The sequence below is a fragment of the Pseudomonas sp. CP4 genome (assembly GCF_047758505.1).
Classification (GTDB): domain Bacteria; phylum Pseudomonadota; class Gammaproteobacteria; order Pseudomonadales; family Pseudomonadaceae; genus Aquipseudomonas; species Aquipseudomonas fluorescens_AO.
On sequence record NZ_CP180489.1, the window covers coordinates 1817997 to 1843988 of the forward strand.

Annotated in this window: 23 protein-coding genes; 10 read left to right on the forward strand and 13 right to left on the reverse strand. The window is 61.4% G+C overall.

The window, feature by feature from the left end; translation table 11 throughout:
- Nucleotides 1–84 precede the first annotated feature (84 nt).
- The gene (gene olsB / locus ACMYUN_RS08120; RefSeq protein WP_039762677.1) at nt 85–840 is read left to right on the forward strand and encodes an L-ornithine N(alpha)-acyltransferase; all 756 of its coding nucleotides are present in this window, start codon (nt 85–87) and stop codon (nt 838–840) included.
- Nucleotides 840–1631 carry a lysophospholipid acyltransferase family protein gene (locus ACMYUN_RS08125; protein WP_039762676.1) on the forward strand — a complete coding sequence of 264 codons (792 nt, stop codon included), beginning with the start codon at nt 840–842 and terminating at the stop codon, nt 1629–1631. Before olsB ends, ACMYUN_RS08125 begins: the two co-directional genes overlap by 1 nt.
- Nucleotides 1632–1756: 125 nt before the next feature.
- Here ACMYUN_RS08125 and ACMYUN_RS08130 read toward each other — a convergent pair whose 3' ends face one another.
- Complete coding sequence (locus ACMYUN_RS08130; RefSeq protein WP_415763428.1) at nt 1757–2335, reverse strand: ACP phosphodiesterase; 579 nt, start codon at nt 2333–2335, stop codon at nt 1757–1759.
- Nucleotides 2336–2503: 168 nt separating this feature from the next.
- Here ACMYUN_RS08130 and ACMYUN_RS08135 point away from each other — a divergent pair, with 168 nt between their 5' ends.
- From ACMYUN_RS08135 to ACMYUN_RS08145, 3 genes are read left to right on the forward strand one after another with little or no spacing between them, the layout of a single operon-like run.
- Nucleotides 2504–2806 (forward strand): ArsR/SmtB family transcription factor, encoded by a 303-nt coding sequence (locus tag ACMYUN_RS08135; RefSeq protein WP_016771327.1) that lies wholly within the window; start codon nt 2504–2506, stop codon nt 2804–2806.
- 34 nt (nt 2807–2840) lie between these two features.
- Nucleotides 2841–4007, forward strand: a complete 1167-nt coding sequence (locus ACMYUN_RS08140) for an MFS transporter (RefSeq protein WP_415763429.1) — start codon at nt 2841–2843, stop codon at nt 4005–4007.
- Between the two features lie 33 nt (nt 4008–4040).
- The gene (locus ACMYUN_RS08145) at nt 4041–5090 is read left to right on the forward strand and encodes an alkene reductase (protein WP_415763430.1); all 1050 of its coding nucleotides are present in this window, start codon (nt 4041–4043) and stop codon (nt 5088–5090) included.
- 210 nt (nt 5091–5300) lie between these two features.
- Here ACMYUN_RS08145 and emhR read toward each other — a convergent pair whose 3' ends face one another.
- Nucleotides 5301–5933 (reverse strand): efflux system transcriptional repressor EmhR, encoded by a 633-nt coding sequence (gene emhR / locus ACMYUN_RS08150; protein ID WP_415763431.1) that lies wholly within the window; start codon nt 5931–5933, stop codon nt 5301–5303.
- 267 nt (nt 5934–6200) lie between these two features.
- Between emhR and emhA the strand changes: the two genes are divergently transcribed.
- The 4 genes from emhA to ACMYUN_RS08170 all read left to right on the forward strand — a co-directional run bounded on the left by emhA (nt 6201) and on the right by ACMYUN_RS08170 (nt 13685).
- The gene (gene emhA / locus ACMYUN_RS08155; RefSeq protein ID WP_039762673.1) at nt 6201–7358 is read left to right on the forward strand and encodes an efflux RND transporter periplasmic adaptor subunit EmhA; all 1158 of its coding nucleotides are present in this window, start codon (nt 6201–6203) and stop codon (nt 7356–7358) included.
- Between the two features lie 3 nt (nt 7359–7361).
- Nucleotides 7362–10526 (forward strand): efflux RND transporter permease subunit EmhB, encoded by a 3165-nt coding sequence (gene emhB, locus ACMYUN_RS08160; protein WP_039762672.1) that lies wholly within the window; start codon nt 7362–7364, stop codon nt 10524–10526.
- Nucleotides 10523–11983: an efflux RND transporter outer membrane subunit EmhC gene (emhC, locus tag ACMYUN_RS08165; RefSeq protein ID WP_129998857.1), complete on the forward strand. Its 1461-nt coding sequence runs from the start codon at nt 10523–10525 to the stop codon at nt 11981–11983. The genes emhB and emhC overlap by 4 nt, the downstream gene beginning before the upstream one ends.
- A gap of 442 nt (nt 11984–12425) precedes the next feature.
- Nucleotides 12426–13685 carry an OprD family porin gene (locus tag ACMYUN_RS08170; protein WP_415763432.1) on the forward strand — a complete coding sequence of 420 codons (1260 nt, stop codon included), beginning with the start codon at nt 12426–12428 and terminating at the stop codon, nt 13683–13685.
- A 175-nt stretch (nt 13686–13860) separates the two neighbouring features.
- On the opposite strand, the gene pcaC is transcribed toward ACMYUN_RS08170, so the two are convergent.
- The 11 genes from pcaC to pcaR all read right to left on the reverse strand — a co-directional run bounded on the left by pcaC (nt 13861) and on the right by pcaR (nt 24860).
- Nucleotides 13861–14253, reverse strand: a complete 393-nt coding sequence (pcaC, locus tag ACMYUN_RS08175; protein ID WP_415763433.1) for a 4-carboxymuconolactone decarboxylase — start codon at nt 14251–14253, stop codon at nt 13861–13863.
- Between the two features lie 10 nt (nt 14254–14263).
- Nucleotides 14264–15055 (reverse strand): 3-oxoadipate enol-lactonase, encoded by a 792-nt coding sequence (gene pcaD / locus ACMYUN_RS08180; protein WP_415763434.1) that lies wholly within the window; start codon nt 15053–15055, stop codon nt 14264–14266.
- A gap of 11 nt (nt 15056–15066) precedes the next feature.
- Nucleotides 15067–16431 carry a 3-carboxy-cis,cis-muconate cycloisomerase gene (locus ACMYUN_RS08185; RefSeq protein ID WP_415763435.1) on the reverse strand — a complete coding sequence of 455 codons (1365 nt, stop codon included), beginning with the start codon at nt 16429–16431 and terminating at the stop codon, nt 15067–15069.
- 45 nt (nt 16432–16476) lie between these two features.
- Nucleotides 16477–17772, reverse strand: a complete 1296-nt coding sequence (locus ACMYUN_RS08190) for an MFS family transporter (RefSeq protein WP_039762664.1) — start codon at nt 17770–17772, stop codon at nt 16477–16479.
- A 262-nt stretch (nt 17773–18034) separates the two neighbouring features.
- Nucleotides 18035–18601 carry a protocatechuate 3,4-dioxygenase subunit alpha gene (pcaG, locus tag ACMYUN_RS08195; protein ID WP_415763436.1) on the reverse strand — a complete coding sequence of 189 codons (567 nt, stop codon included), beginning with the start codon at nt 18599–18601 and terminating at the stop codon, nt 18035–18037.
- Between the two features lies 1 nt (nt 18602).
- Nucleotides 18603–19307 carry a protocatechuate 3,4-dioxygenase subunit beta gene (gene pcaH / locus ACMYUN_RS08200; RefSeq protein ID WP_415763437.1) on the reverse strand — a complete coding sequence of 235 codons (705 nt, stop codon included), beginning with the start codon at nt 19305–19307 and terminating at the stop codon, nt 18603–18605.
- Nucleotides 19308–19343: 36 nt separating this feature from the next.
- Nucleotides 19344–20549, reverse strand: coding sequence for a 3-oxoadipyl-CoA thiolase (gene pcaF, locus ACMYUN_RS08205; RefSeq protein WP_415763438.1), 1206 nt, complete (start codon nt 20547–20549; stop codon nt 19344–19346).
- Nucleotides 20546–21325, reverse strand: a complete 780-nt coding sequence (locus ACMYUN_RS08210) for a CoA-transferase subunit beta (RefSeq protein ID WP_039762659.1) — start codon at nt 21323–21325, stop codon at nt 20546–20548. Before ACMYUN_RS08210 ends, pcaF begins: the two co-directional genes overlap by 4 nt.
- Nucleotides 21325–22182: a CoA transferase subunit A gene (locus ACMYUN_RS08215; RefSeq protein ID WP_039762658.1), complete on the reverse strand. Its 858-nt coding sequence runs from the start codon at nt 22180–22182 to the stop codon at nt 21325–21327. The genes ACMYUN_RS08210 and ACMYUN_RS08215 overlap by 1 nt, the downstream gene beginning before the upstream one ends.
- A gap of 195 nt (nt 22183–22377) precedes the next feature.
- On the reverse strand, nt 22378–23724 hold the full coding sequence (locus tag ACMYUN_RS08220; protein ID WP_415763439.1) for an MFS transporter: 1347 nt from the start codon (nt 23722–23724) through the stop codon (nt 22378–22380).
- 293 nt (nt 23725–24017) lie between these two features.
- Complete coding sequence (gene pcaR, locus ACMYUN_RS08225) at nt 24018–24860, reverse strand: pca regulon transcriptional regulator PcaR (protein WP_016771343.1); 843 nt, start codon at nt 24858–24860, stop codon at nt 24018–24020.
- Nucleotides 24861–25492: 632 nt separating this feature from the next.
- Between pcaR and ACMYUN_RS08230 the strand changes: the two genes are divergently transcribed.
- Nucleotides 25493–25693: a hypothetical protein gene (locus tag ACMYUN_RS08230; RefSeq protein WP_008080067.1), complete on the forward strand. Its 201-nt coding sequence runs from the start codon at nt 25493–25495 to the stop codon at nt 25691–25693.
- Nucleotides 25694–25992: the final 299 nt, after the last annotated feature.

Consider the following 25992-nt stretch of genomic DNA (forward strand, 5'->3'; position numbering starts at 1 on the left):
GCCTGACTTTGCACAACACGGCTGCATAAAGAAAGTCGATCGGCTGCAACCCACGACGGGTTAAAGGCCCGTACGGAGATTCACATGACGCAAATCGCCCGCATCAGCGACACCGGCAATGAACGCCGCCTGCAAGCCGAACGCCTGATCGGCGCACAAGCCTTGCAGCAAGCCCAGGCCCTGCGCTTCGCCGTCTTCAGTGGCGAATTCAACGCCAAACTGAAAGGCGCCGAACTGGGTCTGGACATGGATGATTATGATGTTCACTGCAGCCACATCGGCGTGCGTGATCTGAACACCGGGCGCTTGGTGGCGACCACGCGTCTGCTCGATCACACCGCCGCCAGCAGCCTCGGCAAGTTCTACAGTGAAGAAGAATTCAGCCTGCATGGCCTGGCGCATCTGCAAGGCCCGATCCTGGAAATCGGCCGCACCTGCGTCGATCCGGCGTACCGCAACGGTGGCACCATCGCCGTGCTCTGGGGTGAATTGGCCGAAGTGCTCAATCAGGGCGGCTACAGCTACCTGATGGGTTGCGCGAGCATCCCGATGCAGGACGGCGGCATTCAGGCCCACGCGATCATGCAGCGTCTGCGCGAGCGTTATCTGTGCACCGAACACCTGCGCGCCGAGCCGAAAAATCCGCTGCCGACGCTGGATATCCCGTCCAACGTCATCGCCGAAATGCCGCCGCTGCTCAAGGCCTACATGCGCCTCGGTGCGAAGATCTGCGGCGAGCCGTGCTGGGACGAAGACTTCCAGGTCGCCGACGTGTTCATCCTGCTCAAGCGCGACGAACTCTGCCCGCGCTACGCCAGGCACTTCAAGGCGGCGGTGTGATGAGCCGGTTGCGGGTGTACGCGCGAATCGCGCGAGTGCTGCTGGTGGTGACGCTGGGGCTGACCATGGCCAGCGTCTTCGGCGTGTTCGAACGCCTCGGTCTGGCTCATTCGATGGAGCGGCGTCAGCGCTGGTCGCGCTTCTTCATGGCGCGGCTGAGCAATGCCCTGCCGTTTCGCGTGAGCGTCCATGGCGAGCTGCCAAAACAGCCGATGCTGTGGGTCAGCAATCACGTCTCGTGGACCGACATTCCGCTGCTGGGCATGCTCACGCCGCTGTCGTTTCTGTCCAAGGCCGAAGTGCGCACCTGGCCGGTGGCCGGCTGGCTCGCGGCCAAGGCCGGCAGCCTGTTCATCCGCCGTGGGTCGGGCGACAGCCAGTTGATCCGCAAACAGATGACCCGCCATCTGCAAACCGAACATGCACTGCTGATGTTCCCCGAAGGCACCACCACCGATGGCCGTTCGCTGCGCACTTTCCATGGTCGCCTGCTGTCGGCGGCGATCGATTCCGAAGTGATGCTGCAACCGGTGGCGATCCGTTATCTGCGTGACGGCGAAATCGACACGCTCGCACCGTTCATTGGCGACGATGATTTGCTCTCGCACCTGATGCGCCTGTTCAGCCATGACTGCGGCGACGTCGAAGTGCATCTGCTCAAGCCGATTGAATGCCAGGGCCGCGAACGTGCGGCGCTGGCGTTCGAAGCGCAGCAGGCGGTGCAGAAGGTGTTGTTTGGATCGATTCCGGAAACCCGACAATCGCCCATGCGCCCGGCAATCGCTGCCTGAAACACAAATGCCAAAATCACCTTGGCCCCCTGTGGGAGCGGGCTTGCCCGCGAAAGCGGTCGATCAATCAACATCAAAGTTGAATGTGCCGAAGCTATCGCTGGCAAGCCAGCTCCCACAGGAATTCAGGTTGTATGTGATTGCACTGCAAAATCCTGCAGTTGCGGGTAAAACAGGCTGAAATCTTCACTCAACGGTTCATACAAGCGTCGCAACTCCGCCATCGCCCCGGCCAATTCCTCGGGTCTGGTCAGCCGTCGCGAGATCCCGCGCAACACCTGTTCCAGCACCTCGAATTCGCGATACGAGCCCAGCCAGTCGTTGGCGACCATGTGCGGGGCGATCTTTGCCAGCCGTTCCGGCAACTGTCGTTCGCGGGACAGCACCTGATAGACGTCTGCGGTGAACTGCTCCAGCGGTCGGTCGGCATACAGCGGCCAGTCTCGCGCCAGGCAGTGATCGAAAAACACATCGAGGACGATTCCGGCGTAACGCCGCCGCGTTTCGGTAAAGCGGCCCAAAGCGATGTCGACCAAGGGATGCCGATCAGTGAAAACATCGATGCGCCGATGCAGCGCGATCGCCGCCTCCACTTCCGGGTCGAATTGGCCTTGCAGCCGACCTTTGACGAAGTCGCCATACAGGCTGCCGAGTAACTGACCGGGGCGCTGGCCGCCGAGATGCAAGTGCGCGAGATAGTTCATGGGCGCAGCTTAGCACCGCGTCCGGTCATTCGACACGCCCATATCGTTATAACCCGATATAGCGATTTATTGGCTCGTCAGACCATTTTCATATTGGTATATCGCGATCCAACGATTTAAAGTTCGCTCCATCGCGATATATCGCCACTGCCACCACGAGCCCAAGCCATGAACCTCGACCTCGACGAAATAATAAAAGCCCTGGCGCACCCAGTACGGCGAGACATCCTCAACTGGCTGAAAGACCCGAAAGGCGAATTCCCCGAGCAGTTGCACAACCATGAATACGGTATTTGCGCCGGGCAGATCGATCAGCGTTGCGGCCTGTCGCAATCGACCGTGTCGGCGCACCTGGCGACCCTGCAACGCGCCGGGCTGATCAGCAGCCAGAAGGCCGGGCAGTGGCATTTTTTCAAACGTAACGAGGACGTCATCCAGGCGTTTCTCAGCACCCTCAGTAAAGAGCTCTGACCCTTAACGTCAGCCAGCCGACAAGGAAACCTGCATGCCCCTTTCGCTCCTCATTCTCGCCCTGAGCGCCTTCGCCATCGGCACCACCGAGTTCGTCATCATGGGCCTGCTGCCCGACGTGGCGGCGGACCTCGGTGTGTCGATTCCCGGCGCTGGCTGGCTGGTCACCGGTTACGCCCTGGGCGTGGCCATCGGTGCACCGTTCATGGCACTGGCTACCGCGAAGCTGCCGCGCAAGGCCGCGCTGGTGGCGTTGATGGGCATCTTTATTGTCGGCAACCTGCTCTGCGCCATCGCCAGCGACTACAACGTGCTGATGTTTGCCCGGGTCGTCACCGCACTGTGTCACGGTGCGTTCTTTGGCATCGGCTCGGTAGTAGCGGCCAATCTGGTCGCGCCAAACAAACGTGCCTCGGCGGTCGCGTTGATGTTCACCGGTCTGACCCTGGCCAACGTACTTGGCGTGCCACTGGGCACGGCGCTGGGTCAGGAAGCCGGCTGGCGTTCGACCTTCTGGGCAGTGACCGTCATCGGTGTGATCGCGCTGATCGGCCTGATCCGGTTCCTGCCGGCCAAGCGTGACGAAGAAAAACTCGACATGCGCGCCGAACTCGCCGCGCTCAAAGGCGCCGGCATCTGGCTGTCGCTGAGCATGACCGCGCTGTTCGCCGCCTCGGTGTTCACCCTGTTCACCTATGTCGCGCCGCTGCTTGGCGAAGTCACCGGCGTATCGCCGCGTGGCGTGACCTGGACGCTGATGCTCATCGGTCTGGGCCTGACGGTCGGCAACATCATCGGCGGCAAACTCGCCGACAAAGGCATGGCCGCCACGCTGATTGGCGTGTTCATCGCAATGGCCGTGGTTTCCACCGTGCTGAGCTGGACCAGCGTCGCGCTGATCCCGACCGAAATCACCCTGTTCCTTTGGGCCACCGCGTGTTTCGCCGCTGTGCCGGCGCTGCAAGTCAACGTGGTGACCTTTGGCAAGGCTGCACCGAACCTGGTTTCGACCCTGAACATCGGCGCCTTTAACGTCGGCAACGCCCTCGGCGCCTGGGTTGGCGGCAGCGTTATCGCCCACGGCTACGGCCTGTCCAGCGTGCCACTGGCTGCCGCCGCGCTGGCTGTACTGGCCCTGCTGGTGACCCTGATTACCTTCCGCCAGAACGGCAATGCCGAGCTGGCGCCTGCTTCCAACTGATCAACTTCCTTCATTAAAGAGAGGCTTCTAGACATGGCGACTATTTTCGACCCGATCAAACTCGGCGACATCGAGCTGAACAACCGCATCATCATGGCCCCGCTGACCCGCTGCCGCGCCGACGAAGGCCGTGTGCCGAACGCGCTGATGGCCGAATACTACGTACAACGCGCCTCGGCCGGCCTGATCCTCAGCGAAGCCACGTCGGTAACGCCGATGGGCGTCGGCTACCCGGACACCCCGGGCATCTGGTCCAACGATCAAGTGCGTGGCTGGGCCAACGTGACCAAGGCGATTCACGGCGCTGGCGGCAAGATCTTCCTGCAACTGTGGCACGTCGGCCGCATCTCTCACCCTTCGTACCTGAACGGTGAAGCACCGGTCGCGCCAAGCGCCATCCAGCCAAAGGGCCACGTCAGCCTGGTGCGTCCACTGGCCGACTATCCAACCCCACGCGCCCTGGAAACCGCTGAAATCGCCGACATCGTCGACGCCTACCGCACTGGCGCCGAGAATGCCAAAGCCGCCGGTTTCGACGGCGTGGAAATCCACGGCGCCAACGGTTACCTGCTCGACCAGTTCCTGCAAAGCAGCACCAACCAGCGCACCGACCAGTACGGCGGCTCGCTGGAGAACCGTGCACGCCTGCTGCTGGAAGTGACCGACGCCGCGATCGAAGTCTGGGGCGCTGGTCGCATTGGTGTGCACCTGGCACCGCGTGCCGATTCCCACGACATGGGCGATGACAACCTCGCCGAGACCTTCACCTACGTCGCCCGTGAACTGGGCAAGCGCGGCATCGCGTTCATCTGCTCGCGCGAAAAAGAAGGCGCCGACAGCCTCGGTCCGCGACTGAAAGAAGCGTTCGGTGGCCCATACATTGCCAACGAGAAGTTCACCAAGGAAAGCGCCAACGAGTGGCTGGCCAGTGGCAAGGCAGACGCGGTCGCTTTCGGCGTGCCGTTCATTGCCAACCCGGATCTGCCGGCACGTTTGCAGGCTGATGCGCCGTTGAACGAGCCGCATCCGGAGACGTTCTACGGTAAGGGTCCGGTGGGTTATATCGACTATCCGACCTTGTAAGCACGCTGTAGTGCAGCAATGAAAAAGCCCCGGACTTGTGAGAGTCCGGGGCTTTTTGTTGTTGGCGCAGGGTAAGAGCCAGCGACAACGTTTCACAACAGCGACACAATTTCCCTACAAAATCCACGGCTGGCTACGTTTAAACTCCCCGCCGCAATAATCGGCCATGGCGGCTGATTGACATCTCCCCGGGCAATTGCGCATTTTGTTTCATTTGCGCAGGCTTGGGCTCAGGCGCAGCATGTCCAGCCCGGTGTCGACCCAGCGTTCAGCCTCGGCGTGCAGTTCGAAGCTGTCCGGGGCCAGCAGCCAGCCGTACAGCAGGCCGTCGATGTAGGCATGAATGCTGATCGCCGCGCGGGCAGTGTCGAGATCTTCCGGCAACTGGCCGCGATTCACCGCATTACGCAGGGTCAGGCCGATGCGCACGTTGCAATCGAGACTGGCCGTCCGGCGCTGCTGGCGCAGATCGCACATTTCATCGGTGAACTCGCACTTATGAAACAGAATTTCGTTGATGCGCCGGGTTTTCGGGTCCAGTGCAACTTGATGAAACAAATGAATCAGCAACTGGCGCATGCAGCCCAGCGGGTCAGGTTCGTCCTCGCTTTCGCTGGCCTTGGCCAGTTCATCCAGCGGTTCGTGCAGGCTGTCGAGCATGGCCTGGACCAGGTCGGCCTTGTTGCTGAAATGCCAGTAGATGGCGCCACGCGTCACGCCGGCGAGGGTCGCGATGTCCGCCAGGGTGGTGCGGGCAACCCCCCTTTCATAGAAGGCTTTCTCGGCCGCTTCCAGAATCTGGTTGCGGGTTTCCTGAGCTTCCTCTTTGGTACGACGGACCATGGCAGTAAAACCTCAAACAGGATGTTTCAGGGATGGCTGAATATCCGCTGAATAAAGAGGGGGGCGATCTCTCGTGAATCGACTCCCCGGCCTACAATTTCAAACCTTGCGACGACTTTTGTATCAGGGTGGGTACGCGGCGCAGGTGTTTACAAACAACCATGAACGTAAGTATATTACTTAGCAAGCTACTTATCCACCCGGTGCCCGATTTTTACTCTTTCACACTTCTTGTGCGCTTCTTGCGCGCCTGACCCGAGGATCTTCATGCAATTCAAGCCAGCTGTTACCGCTCTGGTCACTGCCGTCGCCCTGGCATCGCTGCTCAGCGGATGTAAAAAGGAAGAAGCGGCCCCTGCCGCTCCGCCTCCTCAGGTCGGCGTCGTCACCCTGCAACCACAAGCCTTTACCCTCACCTCCGAGCTGCCGGGCCGCACCAGTGCGTTCCGCATCGCTGAAGTTCGCCCGCAGGTCAACGGCATCATCCTCAAGCGTCTGTTCAAGGAAGGCGCCGACGTCAAAGCCGGCCAGCAGCTGTATCAGATCGATCCGTCGGTCTACGAAGCGACCCTGAAAAGTGCCGAAGCCAACCTGCGTTCGACCAAGTCGATCTCCGACCGCTACAAGCAGTTGGTCGATGAGCAAGCGGTGAGCCGTCAGGAATACGACACCGCGCTGGCTAACCGCCTGCAATCGGAAGCGTCGCTGCAGACTGCGCAGATCAACGTGCGTTACACCAAGGTCTACGCGCCGATCTCTGGCCGTATCGGCCGCTCTTCGGTCACCGAAGGCGCACTGGTCAGCAATGGCCAGGCCGATGCAATGGCAGTAATTCAGCAGCTCGATCCGATCTACGTCGACGTGACCCAGTCGTCGGTGGAACTGCTGGAACTGCGCCGCGAACTGGAAAGCGGCCGTCTGCAGAAGGCTGGCGACAACGCCGCTGCGGTCAAGCTGACCCTGGAAGACGGCAGCCAGTACAAGCTCGACGGCAAGCTGGAATTCTCCGAAGTCTCGGTTGACCAGACCACCGGCTCGGTGACCCTGCGCGCGGTATTCCCGAACCCGGATCACACCCTGCTGCCAGGCATGTTCGTCCACGCCCAGTTGCAGGCCGGCGTCAACAGCGCAGCGATCCTCGCGCCGCAACAAGGCGTCACCCGCGACCTCAAAGGCACCCCGACCGCGCTGGTCGTCGGCGCCGACAACAAGGTCGAGCTGCGTCAGCTCAAGGCCAGCCGCACCGTCGGCAGCCAGTGGCTGATCGAAGACGGCCTGAAAGCCGGCGATCGTCTGATCACCGAAGGGCTGCAGTACGTCAAACCGGGCGTCGAGGTCAAAGCGACCGAGGCGACTAACGTCGGCACCAAGAACCCGGCCCCCGCACAGGCAGCTGACAAAGCCGCCGGCGGCAAAGGGGAGTAACCCATGTCAAAATTCTTCATCGACCGTCCGATTTTCGCCTGGGTAATCGCCCTGGTGATCATGCTGGTCGGGGCACTTTCGATCCTGAAATTGCCGATCAACCAATACCCGAGCATTGCGCCACCGGCCATTGCGATCCAGGTGACCTACCCAGGCGCGTCCGCACAAACCGTGCAGGACACCGTGGTACAGGTCATCGAGCAACAGCTCAACGGTATCGACAACCTGCGTTATGTGTCTTCGGAAAGTAACTCCGACGGCAGCATGACCATCACCGCAACCTTCGAGCAAGGCACCAACTCCGACACCGCGCAGGTTCAGGTCCAGAACAAGCTGAACCTGGCCACCCCGCTGCTGCCGCAGGAAGTGCAGCAACAGGGTATCCGCGTGACCAAGGCAGTGAAGAACTTCCTGCTGGTAATCGGCGTGGTGTCGCGTGACGGCAGCATGACCAAGGACGACCTGTCCAACTACATCGTGTCGAACATGCAGGACCCGATCTCGCGGACCGCTGGCGTCGGTGACTTCCAGGTCTTCGGTGCGCAGTACGCGATGCGGATCTGGCTCGACCCGGCCAAGTTGAACAACTTCAACCTGACCCCGGTCGACGTGAAAAACGCCATTGCTGCGCAGAACGTCCAGGTGTCGTCCGGTCAGCTCGGTGGCTTGCCTGCCGTGCAGGGCCAGCAACTGAACGCGACGATCATCGGCAAGACCCGTCTGCAGACCGCCGAGCAGTTCAAGGAAATTCTGCTCAAGGTCAACAAGGACGGCTCGCAGGTTCGCCTCAAAGACGTGGCTGAAGTCGGCCTCGGCGGTGAGAACTACGCGATCAGCGCCCAGTTCAACGGCAGCCCGGCGTCCGGTCTGGCGGTGAAACTGGCCAACGGCGCCAACGCCCTCGATACGGCCAAAGCGCTGCGCAACACCATCGACAGCCTCAAGCCGTTCTTCCCGCAAGGCATGGAAGTGGTGTTCCCGTATGACACCACCCCGGTGGTGACCGAGTCGATCAAAGGCGTGGTGCACACCCTGGTCGAAGCGATCGCGCTGGTGTTCCTGGTGATGTTCCTGTTCCTGCAGAACTTCCGCGCCACCGTCATCACCACGATGACCGTGCCGGTGGTACTGCTCGGTACATTCGGCATCCTCGCCGCCGCCGGTTTCAGCATCAACACCCTGACCATGTTCGGCATGGTGCTGGCCATCGGTCTGCTGGTGGACGACGCCATCGTCGTGGTGGAAAACGTCGAGCGAGTGATGAGCGAAGAAGGCTTGTCACCGAAAGAAGCGACGAAGAAATCCATGGGCCAGATCCAGGGTGCACTGGTCGGTATCGCCCTCGTGCTCTCCGCGGTACTGCTGCCGATGGCGTTCTTCAGCGGCTCCACCGGTGTGATCTACAAGCAGTTCTCGATCACCATCGTTTCGGCGATGGCCCTGTCGGTACTGGTTGCCCTGATCTTCACCCCGGCGCTGTGCGCAACCATGCTCAAGCCGATTCCGAAAGGCGAGCACGGCACCCCGAAGAAAGGTTTCTTCGGCTGGTTCAACCGCAACTTCGACCGTGGCGTACGCAGCTACGAGCGTGGCGTCGGCAACATGCTGACCCGCAAGGCGCCGTACCTGCTGGCGTACCTGCTGATCGTCGTGGGCATGATCTGGCTGTTCACCCGCATCCCGACCGCGTTCCTGCCGGAAGAAGACCAGGGCGTTCTGTTCGCCCAGGTACAGACCCCGGCCGGTTCCAGTGCCCAGCGTACGCAAGTGGTCGTGGACGAAATGCGTGAGTACCTGCTGCGTCCGAACAAGGACGGCGGTGAGGCGGACGCGGTGGCTTCGGTGTTCACCGTGACCGGCTTCAACTTCGCCGGCCGTGGGCAGAGCTCGGGTATGGCGTTCATCATGCTCAAGCCGTGGGGCGAACGTAACGCCGACAACAGCGTGTTCAACCTCGCTGCGCGTGCCCAACAACACTTCTTCAGCTTCCGCGACGCGATGGTGTTTGCCTTCGCCCCGCCAGCGGTTCTGGAATTGGGTAACGCCACCGGTTTCGACGTGTTCCTGCAGGACCGTGCCGGTATCGGCCACGAAAAACTGATGGAAGCGCGCAACCAGTTCCTCGGCATGGCGGCGCAAAGCAAGGTGCTGACCCAGGTGCGTCCGAACGGCCTGAACGATGAGCCGCAGTTCCAACTGGAAATCGACGACGAGAAGGCCAGTGCCCTCGGCATCACCATCAGCGACATCAACAACACCCTGTCGATCGCGCTGGGCAGTAGCTACGTCAACGACTTCATCGACCGTGGTCGGGTGAAGAAAGTCTACGTGCAGGGCCAGCCGGACTCGCGCATGAGCCCGGAAGACTTGAAGAAGTGGTACGTGCGTAACGCCGAAGGCACCATGGTTCCGTTCTCGGCATTTGCCAAGGGCGAGTGGGTCTACGGTTCGCCGAAGCTGGCGCGCTATAACGGTGTGGAAGCGGTCGAGGTCCTCGGGGCTCCGGCGCCGGGCTACTCCACCGGTGAAGCGATGGCTGAAGTCGAAGCGATTGCCAAGAAGCTGCCGTCCGGTGTGGGTATCTCCTGGACCGGTCTGTCCTACGAGGAACGTCTGTCCGGCTCGCAAGCGCCGGCGCTGTATGCCCTGTCGCTGCTGATGGTGTTCCTGTGTCTGGCGGCGCTGTATGAGAGCTGGTCGATTCCGATCGCTGTCATGCTCGTGGTACCGCTGGGGATCATCGGTGCACTGATGGCCACCAGCCTGCGCGGTCTGTCCAACGACGTGTACTTCCAGGTGGGCTTGTTGACGACCATCGGTCTGGCGGCTAAAAACGCCATTCTGATTGTCGAATTCGCCAAGGAACTGCATGAACAGGGACGCACCCTGCGTGAAGCGGCAATCGAAGCCTGCCGCATGCGTCTGCGCCCGATCATCATGACCTCGCTGGCCTTCGTCCTCGGTGTTGTGCCGCTGGCGATTTCCACCGGCGCCGGTTCAGGCAGTCAACATGCGATCGGTACCGGCGTGATTGGCGGTATGCTCACGGCCACGATCCTGGCGATCTTCTGGGTCCCACTGTTCTTCGTTACTGTGTCGTCCATCGGTCAGCGCAAAAAGACCGACGCGGATGAGACTACTGAAACTCCTAAAGAGGCTGGCCAATGAGCAAGTCGCTACTCTCCATCGCAGTCGCTGCCTTCGTGCTGAGCGGTTGCTCGCTGATACCTGACTATCAGCAGCCTGAGGCTCCGGTCGCAGGCCAGTACCCGCAGGGGCCGGCGTATTCGCCGGCCCAGGCTCCGGCGCAAGCCGCTGCCGAACAGGGCTGGAAGCAGTTTTTCCATGACCCGGCCCTGCAACAGCTGATCCAGGTCGCCCTGGAAAACAACCGCGACCTGCGTGTCGCGGCGCTGAACATCGACGCTTACGCGGCGCAGTACCGCATCCAGCGCGCCGACCTGTTCCCGGCAGTGTCGGCCAATGCCGCTGGCAGCCGCCAGCGTCTGCCGGCCCGTGCCTCGCAGACCGGCGAGTCGGGGATCACCAGCTCCTACTCGGCGACCGTCGGCGTCAGCGCCTACGAACTCGATCTGTTCGGTCGGGTGCGCAGCCTGAGCGAGCAAGCGCTGCAACAATACTTCGCTACTGAAGAAGCACGCCGCAGTACGCAGATCAGTCTGGTCGCCAACGTCGCCAATGCCTACCTGACCTGGCAGGCGGACAAGGAACTGCTCAAGCTGACGCAGGACACCCTGGGTGCCTTCGAAGAAAGCTACAAGCTGACCAGCCGCAGCAACGAAGTCGGTGTGGCCTCGGCGTTGGATCTGGCGCAGTCGCGCACTTCCGTGGAAAACGCCCGGGCACAACTGGCGCGCTATACCCGCCAGGTCGCGCAGGACGAGAACAGCCTGACCCTGCTGCTTGGCACCGGTATCCCGGCCAACCTGCAAGCGGCCAAACCGCTGTCCGATGACCTGCTCAGCGACGTGCCGGCCGGTCTGCCTTCGGATCTGCTGCAACGCCGCCCGGACATTCTGCAAGCCGAGTACAACCTGAAAGCGGCCAACGCCAACATCGGCGCGGCGCGTGCAGCGTTCTTCCCGAGCATCAGCCTGACCGCCAACGCGGGCAGCCTGAGCCCGGATCTGTCCGGCCTGTTCAAGGGTGGTTCGGGGACGTGGCTGTTCCAGCCGCAGATCAACCTGCCGATCTTCAACGCCGGCAGCCTGCGCGCCAGCCTCGACTACGCCAAGATCCAGAAGGACATTGGCGTGGCGAACTACGAGAAGTCGATCCAGACCGCCTTCCAGGAAGTCGCCGACGGCCTCGCCGCACGCCAGACCTATACCGAGCAGCTGCAGGCGCAACGTGACTTCGTTCAGGCCAACCAGGATTACTACCGCCTGGCCGAACGTCGCTATCGCATCGGCGTCGACAGCAACCTGACCTTCCTCGATGCCCAGCGTCAGCTGTTCAGCGCGCAACAAGCGCTGATCACCGACCGCCTCGCGCAGCTGAACAGCGCGGTCAACCTGTACAAGGCATTGGGCGGTGGCTGGAATGCGCAAACTGCGCAGAACGAACCGCTGAAAGAAGAAGCGCCGAAGATGAAGCTGTTCTGATCATCATCGAGTGAAACAAAAAGCCCACCGACTGGTGGGCTTTTTGTTGCCTGCCATAAAACTACGTTGTCTTGTCTGGCCTCATCGCTGGCAAGCCAGCTCCCACAATGTTCTGTGGTGTACCCAAATTTGTGAGCGATGCAAAAATCTGTGGGAGCTGGCTTGCCAGCGATGAGGCCCTCACATTCACCCAAAAACCGGCTGAATCTTGCGTTCGATAACCGCCCAAAACCCGCTTTCAGCAATTGAACCCGAACACACAGGCCCTTCACCATTCGAACCAGAAAACCAATAACAACAAGGTTCGACACCATGCTCCAGCGCCCTGCCCCGCCCGGCTGACCGCCACCGTTTCATCTCAGACCTGCATCACGTTGCCTGCGCCGCACCCGCCGCGGCAGCGCAGCCGTTCGCCCTAAAAAAACAAGAGAGACCCAAGTCCATGACAGTTTTCCCTGTGCCCTACGCATTGCCCGCTGTGATCGCCCTGACCATCGCCGGTCTGGCCCTGCCAGCCAGCGCCGAAGAAAGCGGTTTCGTCGAGGGCGCCAAGGTCAACCTGAACCTGCGCAACTTCTATATCAACCGCAACTTCACCAACCCGACCAAGACCCAAGGCAAAGCTGAAGAGTGGACGCAGAGTTTCATCCTCGACGCCAAATCCGGTTTCACCCAAGGCACGGTCGGCTTCGGCATGGACGTGCTCGGGCTGTATTCGGTCAAGCTCGATGGCGGTAAAGGCACGGGCGGCACGCAGTTGTTGCCGCTGGACCATGACGGTGGCCCGGCGGACAACTTTGGCCGCACCAACGTCGCCTTCAAGGCCAAGCTTTCGCAGACCGAAGTCAAGGTCGGTGAGTGGATGCCGGTGCTGCCGATTCTGCGTTCGGACGACGGTCGCTCGCTGCCGCAAACCTTCCGTGGCGGCCAGATCACCTCGAAGGAAATCGCCGGCCTGACCCTCTATGGCGGCCAGTTCCGCGCCAACAGCCCGCGCGACGACAGCAGCATGAGCGACATGTCGATGACCGGCAAAGCCGCGTTCACCTCAGATCGCTTCAACTTCCAGGGCGGCGAATACCTGTTCAACGACAAGCGCACGCAGATCGGCTTGTGGAACGCGCAACTCAAGGACATCTACAGCCAGCAGTACCTCAACGTGCTGCACAGCCAGCCGCTCGGCGACTGGACGCTGGGCGCCAACCTCGGCTTTTTCTACGGCAAGGAAGATGGCAGCGCTCGCGCCGGCGATCTGGACAACAAGACCTGGTACGGGATGTTTTCGGCCAAGTATGGCGGCAACACGTTCTACCTCGGCCTGCAGAAACTCACCGGCGACAGCGCCTGGATGCGCGTCAACGGCACCAGTGGCGGGACGCTGGCCAACGACAGCTACAACGCCAGTTATGACAACGCTCAGGAACGCTCCTGGCAGTTGCGCCACGACTACAACTTCGCCGCCATGGGCATCCCCGGCCTGACCCTGATGAACCGCTACATCAGCGGCGACAACGTGCACACCGGGACGATCACCGACGGCAAGGAATGGGGTCGCGAGTCGGAACTGGGTTACACGGTGCAGAGCGGCACGTTGAAGGATTTGAACGTCAGATGGCGCAACTCGACCATGCGCCGCGACTTCAGCAACAACGAGTTCGACGAGAACCGGTTGATCGTCAGCTACCCGATCAGCCTTCTCTAACCACACATGCCCCACTGTGGGAGCGAGCCTGCTCGCGAAAGCGCAGCTTCAGTCGACATCTCTGTCGAATATGAAATGGCCTTCGCGAGCAAGCTCGCTCCCACATTTGTTTTGTGATCGACACAACTCCAATGTGGGAGCGAGCTTGCTCGCGAAGGCGTAATTTCGGGCGCCATCAATCCCGGGATTCGACTCCTAGCTCATCCCACACCGATTCCGCCAAATGAAACGTCGCATTCGCCGCCGGGATGCCGCAGTAGATTGCGCTCTGCATGATCACTTCCTTGATCTCGCCACGGCTCACGCCGTTGTTGGCCGCCGCGCGCAGGTGCAGTTTCAGTTCGCCCTCGCGGTTCATACCGATCAGCATGGCGATGGTGATCAGGCTGCGGGTGTGCCGGGGCAGGCCCGGGCGGGTCCAGATGTCACCCCAGGCGTGGCGGGTGATCATCTCCTGGAATTCCGAGTTGAACTCGGTCAGCGTGGTCAGGCTGCGATCGACATGGGCATCGCCCAGCACCGCGCGGCGTATTTGCATGCCTTCGTCGTAACGTTGTTTCTCGTCCACAAAATCTTCCTCACTGAGCCTGCAGAAACGCCAGCACCCGATCACTGAAATCGGCGCCAGCCTGCACGTTGGACAAATGCGCCGCCTGGAACTCGGCGTACTCGGCACCGCGCACGTGGTCGCGAATGAAGTGCCCGCCGGACGGCGGCGTCACCGCATCTTCGCTGCCCGCAATCACCAGCAACGGCACGTTGATCGAAGCCAGTTGGTCACGGAAATCGGCATCGCGCACGGCCGCGCAGTTGGCCGCATAGCCTTGTGGATTGGTTGCGGCAAGCATGTCGGTAATTTTCTTCGCCGCGTCCGGGTGCGCCGCCGAAAAATCCGGGGTGAACCAGCGCGCAATCGAGGCATCACGTAGCGCGACCATCGCCGCCGGGCCGTCGCGCAACACGGTTTCGATGCGCGGATTCCACACCGACGGATCACCGATCTTCGCTGCGGTGTTGCACACGATCAGTTTGTGCAGACGATGCCCGGCATTGATCCCCAGCCACTGACCGATCAGCCCGCCCATCGACAGTCCGCAGAAATGCGCGCGCTCGATATGCAGCGCATCGAGCAGACCGAGCACGTCGCGACCAAGTTGTTCGATGCTGTACGGCCCCTCGGTAACCAGCGATTGACCGTGGCCGCGCGTGTCGAAACGCAGCACGCGGAAATGCTCGGTGAATGCCGGCATCTGCGCGTCCCACATGTGCAGGTCGGTGCCCAGCGAGTTGGACAGCACCAGCACCGGCGCCTCCGCCCGGCCCTCAATTTGATAGTGCAGTTCGCCATCGGCGAGTTGAACGAAAGCCACAGCCCTCTCCTTCAGACAGTCAAAGCGTTGTGTTCGGCCACCGCGCGCTCGACCCAGACTTGCGCCTGGCCGAGGTAATGCGCGGGGCTCAGAAGATCATCGAGTTCCGCGCCACTGAGTTCGGCGGTGACTTGCGGCTCGTCAGCGAGCACCGCACGCAAATGGCGTTGCTCGGCCACGGCGCGTTTGCAGCATTGTTCGAGCAGATGATGCGCGGTGTCGCGGCCGACGCGTTGGGCGAGGACGATGCTCACCGCTTCGGCCAGCACCAGGCCTTGGGTCAATTCGAGGTTGCGGGCCATGCGCGCCGCATCGACTTCCAGACCATCGGCCAGCAAGCGCGCCTGTTGCAGCGAACCGGACACCAGGCAGCAGATCTCCGGCAGGGTTTCCCATTCGGCGTGCCACAAACCGAGGCTGCGTTCGTGCTCCTGCGGCATCGCGCTGAACAGCGTCGACACCAGCCCCGGCACCCGCGTGGCCGCGCCGATCAGCACCGCCGCGCCAACCGGGTTGCGTTTGTGCGGCATGGTCGACGACCCGCCTTTGCCCGGTGCGGCGGGCTCGAAAACCTCCGCTGTTTCGGTCTGCATCAACAGGCTGATGTCGCGGCCGAATTTGCCGAGGCTGCCGGCGATCAGGCCAAGCACAGCGCCGAATTCGACGATGCGGTCACGCTGGGTATGCCACGGTTGCTCGGGTAGGGTCAGTTGCAGCTCTTCGGCCAAGGCCTCGGCGATCGGCAACGCCTGCTCGCCCAGCGCCGCGAGCGTGCCGGAGGCGCCACCGAATTGCAGCACCAGCAGACGCGGTTTCAGTTGTTGCAGACGCTGACGGCTGCGCGTGACGGCGCCAAGCCATCCAGCAATTTTCATCCCGAGGGTCACGGGCGTGGCGTGTTGCAGCCAGGTGCGCCCGGCCAGTGGCGTGGTGGCGAAGCGTTGTGCCTGAGTGGCGAGCGAGTCGGCCAGTTGTGCCAATTGGTTTTCGATCAGCGCCAGCGCCTGGCGCAATTGCACGACCAGCCCGGAATCCATCACATCCTGACTGGTCGCCCCCAGATGCACATAGCGCTCGGCTTCGGCATCGGTCGAGGCGATCTGCTTGCCCAAGGCCTTGACCAGTGGAATCGCCGAATTGCCGGCCGTGGCGATCGCCTCACCCAGCACCGCAAAGTCGTACAGGCCCGCCTCGCACGCTGCGGCAATCGGTGCCACCGCCGATGAAGGAATCAGCCCGACCCGCGCTTCGGCCCGGGCCAGCGCCGCTTCGAAATCGAGCATCGCCTGTACGCGGCCCTGATCGCAGAACACTTCGCGCATATTGCGGGCGGTGAAATAGGCATCGAACAATTGATTGCCCGGTCGCTGAGTCATAAACAGTCCTTGCCGGCGCGGGCCTCGCAGCCCGCGCACATGGGTTTACAGATCGTGGTGCAGATACTTCGCCTGCTTGGGCAAACGCAGGCTGAACAGGAAGGCCACCGCCATCATCGCCGTGACGTACCAGTAGAAGGCGTTTTCCATGCCGCCGGCCTTGAGGCTCAGGGCAACAAACTCTGCCGAGCCACCGAAGATCGCATTCGCCACTGCGTAGGCCAGGCCGACACCCAGCGCGCGGACTTCAGGCGGGAACATCTCGGCTTTCACCAGACCACTGATCGAGGTGTAGAAACTGACGATCGCCAGCGCCAGAGTGATCAGTACAAAGGCGAGGAACGGACTGCTGATGCTTTTCAGGCTGAGCAGGATCGGCACGGTGAACAGCGTGCCGAGGGCGCCGAACCAGAGCATCGAGTTACGTCGGCCGATCTTGTCGGCGAGCATGCCGAACAACGGCTGCATGCACATATACAGGAACAGCGCGCCGGTCATGATGTAGCTGGCGGTCTTGGCGTGCATGCCGGCGGTGTTCACCAGGTATTTCTGCATGTAGGTGGTGAAGGTATAGAAAATCAGCGAGCCGCCAGCGGTGTAGCCGAGCACAGTGATGAACGCCGCTTTGTGATCGCGGAACAGCGCGGTGATGCTGCCGGCGTCCTTGTGCGCGCGGGTTTCCTCGTTGGTGGTTTCCTTCAGCGAACGACGCAGGAACAGCGAAATCAGCGCCGCCACCGCACCGACCACAAACGGAATCCGCCAGCCGTAGGCACGCAGATCTTCTTCAGTGAGGAACTGTTGCAGCACCACCACCAGCGACACCGCCAGCAGTTGCCCGCCAATCAACGTGACGTACTGGAACGAGGCGAAGAAACCGCGCTGGCCCTTGAGCGCAACTTCGCTCATGTAAGTCGCGGTGGTGCCGTATTCGCCGCCGACCGACAGACCTTGCAGCAAACGCGCGAACAGCAACAGCACTGGCGCCCAGACACCGATGTCCTTGTACGTTGGCAAGCAGGCAATCAACAGCGAGCCGAAGCACATCATCAGAATCGAGATGAGCATCGAATTCTTGCGCCCGTGCTTGTCAGCGACGCGGCCGAAAATCCAGCCACCAATCGGACGCATCAGGAACCCGGCAGCGAACACGCCAGCGGTGTTGACCAGTTGCACCGTCGGGTTATCGGAGGGGAAGAACGCCGGGGCGAAATAGATCGCGCAGAACGCGTAGACGTAGAAGTCGAACCATTCGACGAGGTTGCCGGACGAAGCGCCGACGATGGCGAAGATGCGCTTGCTGCGCTCTTCACCGGTGTAATGGGAGGTGGGCGTTGTCATTGTTTTTTCACTCGATAGGGACAGTCACAGTCTAGACATACTTTGCAACAGTCCCGTTCCACATCGGATCATCACCCACGTCTGGATCAGTCTTTGTGGCGAGGGGATTTATCCCCGCTCGAGTGCGAAGCACTCGCAAATCAGATACACGCGGTTCATCTGAATACCGCGCCGACTGGTTTTTGGGGCTGCTTCGCAGCCCAGCGGGGATAAATCCCCTCACCACAGGGAATCTGTCCTGCAGGGGATTTGGGGTGTTCTCTCAATAATCGAAGAACACCGTCTCGGCATCGGTGCCCTGCAGAACTACATTCCACTGGTACACACCCGACGCATCCGCCTTGGCCAGCAACGTCTGGCGACGCTCCGCCGGCACACAATCGAGCAACGGGTCAGCAACGTTTGCCGGTTCGCCCTCGAAATAAATCCGCGTCAGCAAGTGCTTCACCAACCCTCGGGCAAACACCAGCACCACCAGATGCGGCGCCTGAGTCGAGCCTTTCAACCCTGGCACGGTGCCGGGTTTGATCGTGGTGAAACGGAAGCGCCCTTCGGCGTCCACTGGTACCCGACCGAAACCTTCGAAATTCGGATCCAGCGGCTTGTCCTGATGGTCTTCCGGGTGGTCGTACTTGCCGGCGGCGTTGGCCTGCCAGACTTCGAGCATGGCGTCGTTGACGACATCGCCATTGCCGTCCACCACCTGGCCGGTGATCGCCACGCGCTCGCCGAGGGTCAGTTCGTTGGCCAGGGTTTCGCGGTTCAGCCAGGTCAGGCCGATGTGGTAATACGGCCCGACGGTGTGGGACGTGGTCGCATAGAGCGTCATCTTATTTCTCCATCGGCGTGGCTTCACGGCCGCGCAGCACGATGTCCCAGCGGTAACCGAGGGCGTAGGACGGAATGGTTTTTTCCAGATCGAAACTGGCGATCAAGCGTTCCTTGGCCGAAGTGTCCGGCACGCAGTTGTAGATCGGGTCGTACGCCAGCAGCGGATCACCGGGGAAGTACATTTGCGTGACCAGACGCGTAAGGATGCTCGGCCCGAACAGGGAAAAATGGATATGCGCCGGGCGCCAGGCGTTGTGGTGGTTGCCCCACGGATAGGCGCCGGGCTTGATGGTCTGGAACTGGTACCAGCCATCGGCATCGGTGACGGTGCGACCGGTGCCGGTAAAGTTCGGGTCCAGCGGCGCGTCGTGCAGGTCGCGGGTGTGGTTATAGCGGCCGGCGGCGTTGGCCTGCCAGATCTCCACCAGAATCCCCGGTACCGGCAGACCGTCCTCGTCGAGCACGCGGCCGTGAATGATGATGCGCTCGCCCAACGGCTCGCCGTCGTGCTGTGCGGTGAGGTCATTGTCCTTTTCGGCAACATGCTCGGCACCGATGGTCGGCCCGGTGATTTCCGAAAGTGAATGGGGCAGGTACACCAAAGGCTTGGACGGCGAGCGCAGGTTGGTGGATTGATACGTCGGGTGCAGGTAGTCAGGCTGAGTGCCTGTCTGTGGGCGACGGTAACCAGGCTTGTCAGTCATTTCGCTTTCCTCAGTTCTTGTAAGTGCCGCAGCGCGTCAGACACGTTCGATGGCCAGGGCCAGACCCTGGCCAACACCGACGCACATGGTCGCCAGACCTTTCTTGCCGCCAGTCTTTTCCAGATGATGCAGGGCAGTCAGCACCAGCCGCGCACCGCTCATGCCCAATGGGTGACCGAGGGCAATCGCGCCGCCATTCGGGTTGACCTGCGGCGCGTCATCCGCCAGCCCCAGTTCGCGCAGCACCGCCAGACCCTGGCTGGCAAACGCTTCGTTGAGTTCGATCACGTCGAAATCGCTGACCGCGACGCCGAGGCGCTCGGTCAGTTTGCGCACCGCTGGCACCGGGCCGATGCCCATCACCCGTGGCGCGACACCGGCGCTGGCCATGCCGAGCACTTTTGCGCGGGCGGTCAGGCCGTGTTTTTTCACCGCTTCGGCTGACGCCAGAATCAGCGCAGCAGCACCATCGTTGACCCCGGAGGCATTGCCGGCAGTAACGGTTTTGTCCGCGCCGTTGACCGGTTTCAGTTTGGCCAGCGCTTCAATGGTGGTGTCGGCGCGCGGATGTTCGTCCTCGCTGACCACGGTTTCGCCCTTTTTGTGGGCGATGCGCACTTCGACGATTTCTTCAGCGAAGTATCCGGCGGCTTGAGCGGCGGCGGTACGTTGCTGACTGCGCAAGGCAAAGGCGTCCTGATCTGCGCGCGAGACTTTATAGTCGTCGGCGACGTTATCAGCGGTCTGCGGCATGGCATCGACGCCGTACTGCGCCTTCATCAGCGGGTTGATGAAACGCCAGCCGATGGTGGTGTCTTCCAGTTTCATGTTGCGCGAGAACGCCGCGTCGGCCTTGCCCATCACGAATGGCGCGCGGGACATCGACTCGACGCCGCCGGCAATCGCCAGCTCCATCTCGCCGCTGGCAATCGCACGGAATGCGGTGCCGATCGCGTCCATGCCTGAAGCGCAGAGGCGGTTGAGCGTAACGCCCGGCACGCTGTCCGGCAGGCCGGCGAGCAGCAATGCCATGCGCGCAACGTTGCGGTTGTCTTCGCCGGCCTGGTTGGCGCAGCCGAGGAACACCTCATCGACGGCGCTCCAGTCCACCGAAGGATTGCGCTCCATCAGGGCTTTGATCGGCACGGCGGCAAGGTCATCGGCGCGGACGGCGGACAGTGCGCCGCCGAAACGGCCGATAGGGGTGCGAATCGCATCGCAGATATACACGTCACGCATCATGCTTCTCCCGGCGCCTGACCGTGGGCGGCGGCGGTGCGCGCTTCCAGATCACGCAGCGCGGTCAGCTCGACTTCGGTCGGCTCAGCGGTGGTTGCAACGGAGTCTGCAAAACGGATCGCCCAACCGGTGGCGGCAACCACTTGCTCGCGGGTCACGCCCGGATGCAGCGCGGTGACCACAAATTCGTGGGTGCCCTCCTCCGGTTCCATGATGCACAGGTCGGTGATGATCCCCACCGGCCCGGCGCCCGGCAGGCCCAGACGTTTACGCGAATCGCCACCCTCGCCATGACCGACCGAGGTGATGAAATCGAGTTTGTCGACAAACGACCGCGCCGACTGTTTAAGGATGATCAGCACGCTTTTCGCCGAACCGGCAATCTCCGGTGCGCCACCGGCACCCGGCAGACGCACTTTCGGCGCGTGGTAGTCGCCGACCACGGTGGTGTTGATGTTGCCGAAACGGTCGACCTGCGCGGCGCCGAGGAAACCGACGTCGATGCGCCCGCCCTGCAACCAATAGCGAAAAATCTCACCGGTCGGCACCACCGTGTCGGCGGTCTCGGCCAGCTCACCGTCACCGATGGACAGCGGCAGCACGCTCGGCTTGGCGCCAATCGGGCCGGATTCGTAAATCAGTACTACGTCCGGCGATGAAGTCAGGCGCGCAAGGTTGGCGGCTTTCGAGGGCAGGCCGATGCCGACGAAGCATACCGAGCCGTTCTTCAGGCGCCGGGCCGCCGCGACGGTCATCATTTCATTGGTGGTGTAAGTCATTACTTGGCCTCCGAAGCAGCGGCCAATTTGGCCTGGAATTCGCTGAAATCAGCGCAGCCATGGATGTATTCGTTGATCCACGCGGTAAACGTCTCACGGTCGCGAGCGATCGGGTCCCACGCCTGATAGAAACGATTGTCACGCTCGGTGTAACCGTGAGCGTAGGACGGATGCGCGCCACCCGGCACATGGCAGACCGCGCTCAAGGCCCAGGTCGGCAGTACGCAAGCGTTCATCGGTGCATTGAGGTCGTCGACGATTTCTTCCACGGTGACGATGCAGCGCTTGGCCGCCAGCGCCGCTTCTTTCTGCACGCCGAGAATGCCCCAGAGCAACACGTTGCCTTTGCGGTCGGCTTTCTGCGCGTGAATCACGGTGACGTCCGGGCGTACCGATGGCACTGCCGCTAACACTTCGCCGGTGAACGGACAGGTCACGGTTTTGATCAGCGGATTGACCTTCGGCAGGTCGGAGCCGGCGTAGGCACGCAGCACCGCGAACGGCAGGCCGGATGCGCCAGCGACGTAAGCGTTGGCAAGGTCGGCGTGGCTGTGTTCTTCAATTTCCAGCGCGTGCGGCCACTGCTTTTCGACCGCGTCACGCAAACGGTGCAGCGAGCCCACACCCGGGTTGCCGCCCCAGGAGAAAATCAGTTTGCGCGCACATCCGGCGCCGATCAGTTGGTCGTAGATCAGGTCAGGCGTCATCCGCACCAGCGTCAGATCTTTCTTGCCTTGACGAATGATTTCATGACCCGCTGCCGTAGGGATCAGGTGAGTGAAGCCTTCAAGGGCGACGGCATCGCCGTCGTTGACGAATTGCTTCACCGCGTCGTGCAGCGAAAGGATCTCAGCCATGGAGCGGGCTCCTGTTCTTGTAAGGAATCGCCAGTGATAAAAAGGCGCGAGGTTCAGCGCCGGAGTCACTGAAGATTAAGCTCGGGAAATTCGCCAAACAATCCGATAATCGACTGAGTGTTCGTTTATCGAACGGATTGTTGCTTCCCTAATGATCGTTCCCACGCTCCGCGTGGGAACGATCATGGGTCTGCCTCAGGTCGCATCCGCATGACTGACCATGCCCTTGATCAGCACCGCCGCCGTCGCCAACCCTGCCGGGATCACCAGCGCCGTCAGCACCTGCTCGAAATTCCAGCCCAGACCAAGCAAGGTTGCGCCCATCCAAGCGCCGAGGATCGCGCCAAAGCGGCCGATGCCGAGCATCCACGACACACCGGTCGCGCGACCTTGAGTCGGGTAGAAGCGTGCTGCCAATGACGGCATCGCCGATTGCGCGCCGTTAACGCACATGCCCGCCACCAGTACCAGCGTCGCCAGCAAGGTAATGTTGCCCAGGCTCTGCCCCACCGCGTAGGCAAACACCCCGGCCAGCAGGTAGAAAATGCCGATGACCTTGTGCGGATTGAAGCGATCCATCGCCCAGCCCACCCCGACCGCGCTCAACACGCCGCCAAACTGGAACAACGCACCGATGAACGCGGCCTGCTCCATGCTCGCGCCGCTGTCGCGCATCAGCGTCGGCAGCCAACTGGTCAGCAGGTACACAATCACCAGGCCCATGAAATAGGTCAGCCACAGCAGCAAGGTGCCGGTGCTGTAAGTGCCGGAGAAAATCACCGCGAAGACATTGCGCGCCTTCACGGTTTTCTGTTCCGGCACGCTGAAGCTCGACGCCTGGGCGACGGCAACCGGGTCGATCGGCGCGAGGGTCTTGCGTACTTTGTCGGTGCCTCGGTTGCGCACCACCAGGTAGCGCGCCGATTCCGGCAGCCAGAACAGCAGCACCACGGCGAGGATCAGTGGCAGGATCCCGCCAATCATCAGCAACGCGTGCCAGCCGAACGCCGGGATCAGTTTTGCCGAGATGAAGCCGCCGCCGGCCATGCCGAGGTTGAAGCCGCAGAACATGCTGGTCACCAGCAGCGACTTCTTGCGCTCCGGGGTGTATTCCGAGAGCAGCGTTGTGGCGTTGGGCATGCCCGCGCCGAGACCGAGGCCGGTCAGAAAGCGCAACACCAGCAGCTGTTCAACGTTGGTGCTGTACGCCGAGGCCAGGCTGAAGCCGCCGAACAGAATCACCGCACCGACGAGCACGACTTTGCGCCCGAAGCGATCAGCCAGAGGGCCGGAGCCGAGCGCGCCGAAGACCATGCCGATCAGCGCAGCACTCATTACCGGGCCGAGGCTGGCGCGGTCGATGCCCCAGTCTTGCGACAGCGCCGGGGCGATGAAGCCCATGGCGGCGGTGTCGAGGCCGTCGAGAAATACGATCAGGAAACACAGGATCACCACCCGCCACTGATAGCGCGAGATCGGATGAGCGTTGATGAAGGTCTGCACATCGAGGCAGTTACCCACAGCGGACTGAGGCTGGTTCATTATTTTTATTCCACGCAAAAAACGCAGTCGAACGGCGGCCGGCCAAAGCACGGCACGGTCACAAGAATAGAAGGTTGTAATCAGGCGTTGCGGTGAACCCGGCAACAACGGGTGAGATACAGACAGTCGGGAAGCGAGCGCATGGTGAATTGCCTCTTGTCATTATTATGGGGTCGACAGTCCGGCGAGCTCATTCACATCAGCGCCGGATGACGCTGCCGCGACATTAATGATCCGAGGGTTTTAGCGTCAATTCGATAAACGCAACACTGTGCGTTTATCGAACAGCTTCCTCAGGCGAACAGCTGCGCGCTGAGGTCGCGACTGGCGCTGAGCAGGCCGGGCAAGAAGCGCTGCTCCAGCTCGGCGCGGCTGACCCGCCCGGCGTGGGTGCTGACATTCAGCGCTGCCACCACTTGCCCGGAGGCGTCGTACACCGGCACGGCGATCGAGCGCAGCCCCTGTTCCAGTTCCTGATCGACAATGCACCAGCCCTGCTGCCGCACCTGCTGCAAACATTCGAGCAACGCGTCCGGGGTATGAATGGTGCGGCTGGTCTTGGCCACCAGTTCGGCGTGGTCGAGGTATTCGCCCAGGGAGGTGTCGTCCAGCGCCGCCAACAGAATGCGTCCCATCGACGTGCAATAGGCAGGGAGACGCCCGCCGACCGAAAGGTCGACCGAGATCAATCTTTGAGTGGTCGCCGAACGCGCGATATAGAGAATGTCATCGCCCTCCAGCGTCGCCATGTTGCAGGCTTCGTGCAGCTGCTCGCTCATGCGGTCCAGATACGGTTGGGCGGATACGGCCAGCGGTGTCGAGGACAAATAGGCATGGCCGAGGGTCAGCACTTTCGGCAGCAGCGAATAGGTGCGGCCGTCAGTGGTGGCGTAGCCGAGCTTGATCAGCGTATGCAGGCAACGGCGCACGGCGGCTCGGGGGATTTCCGTGCGATGACTGATCTGCGCGATGGTCAGGTGGCGTTTGCGTTCCTGAAACGCCTGCACCACCGCCAGGCCTCGGGCCAGCGAGGTCATGAAATCCGGATCACCAGTCAGCGCCTGAATGCGCTTGGCCGGCGAGGCGACGATGGGCGGCGCCACCGACGTGAAGGAGTTGCGCATTTGATCGTTCATTTCTTGTCCTTGTCCGGCACGCATCGATGCCTAGTCAAACGGCTCGCCGCGCGATGCACAAGCACCGGGGCGCCAACATTGGGCGATTATCGAACCGCCGACCGATAATCGCAATCCAGACCCCCTGCCCTCCTCTTCATCCTTGAGGCCGCTTTAGCGATTCTGCTCGCAACTTAGTTGTTCCAGTTAATGGCGCCAAAAACAGAACGCCTGTTCTATAACGCTGTCTTTACACTTAACTAGCGGCAAAAGTTGCCAGCAACAAAACCATCACACATTCAGAACCGTTTTTAACTTGGCAAAGATAGTCATTCCCGAATCGGCCGCTATAATGCACCCTAATCGCGGCGCTTTAATCAAAAGCCTGCGACTTGCTGAAACGAGGTCCTTCGTCTCAGCTCCGGCCAGCGCCCGGCGCCCATCACACATGCAACGCCAGCGCTCGCTGAAACAGGAAACTGATGCTGCGTCAGTTTTTATCTGGTGCCGTAGCCGCCTGTAACACGGAAGTCTTGATTGCCTCTTCAATGTCTCCGCGCCTGATCGGGCTGTGGATGACTGGCGGGGGCGCGCAATTGACTCGTTGCAGTGTGTTTCACCGGATATTCAATTCAACTCATACAGGTAGCACCGTGACAAAAGACGAACTGCGCGCGGAACTAGAGCGCCAGGAACAACGTTACAAGGAAGTTTACGGCGGGGAAGTCACCACCTACGCCGCTCAGCCGGAACCGGAACGCAAGGCATGGCGCAAGCGCCCAACCGTTCAGGATCAGGTGTTCAAGCAGGAAATCGAAAAGATCGAAAAGGAACTCAAAGCCGAAGAGCCATGAGCCACGGCGGTTGAGCATTCGATAGTCGGCGTCCACCTCGGCCACAGCGCGGTGGCAAGACGACACCTCGCGCGCCCGCTATCCGCGGGCAGCGGCTGCATCACTGTTTTGCGGCTTGTGAACGAGCGTCCCACAGGTTTCAGAGATATTTCAGACAAACGTTTGAGACTATGCGGCGTCGGAAAATTTGCCTTAAAAATCCAATTTCTTCATTAAAATCAATTAGTTGAAAAACCCTGCGCAGCGCTTGGTTTTCACGCCCTGCAACAAATTAGATCGCAGATGCCTGTGACCAATGA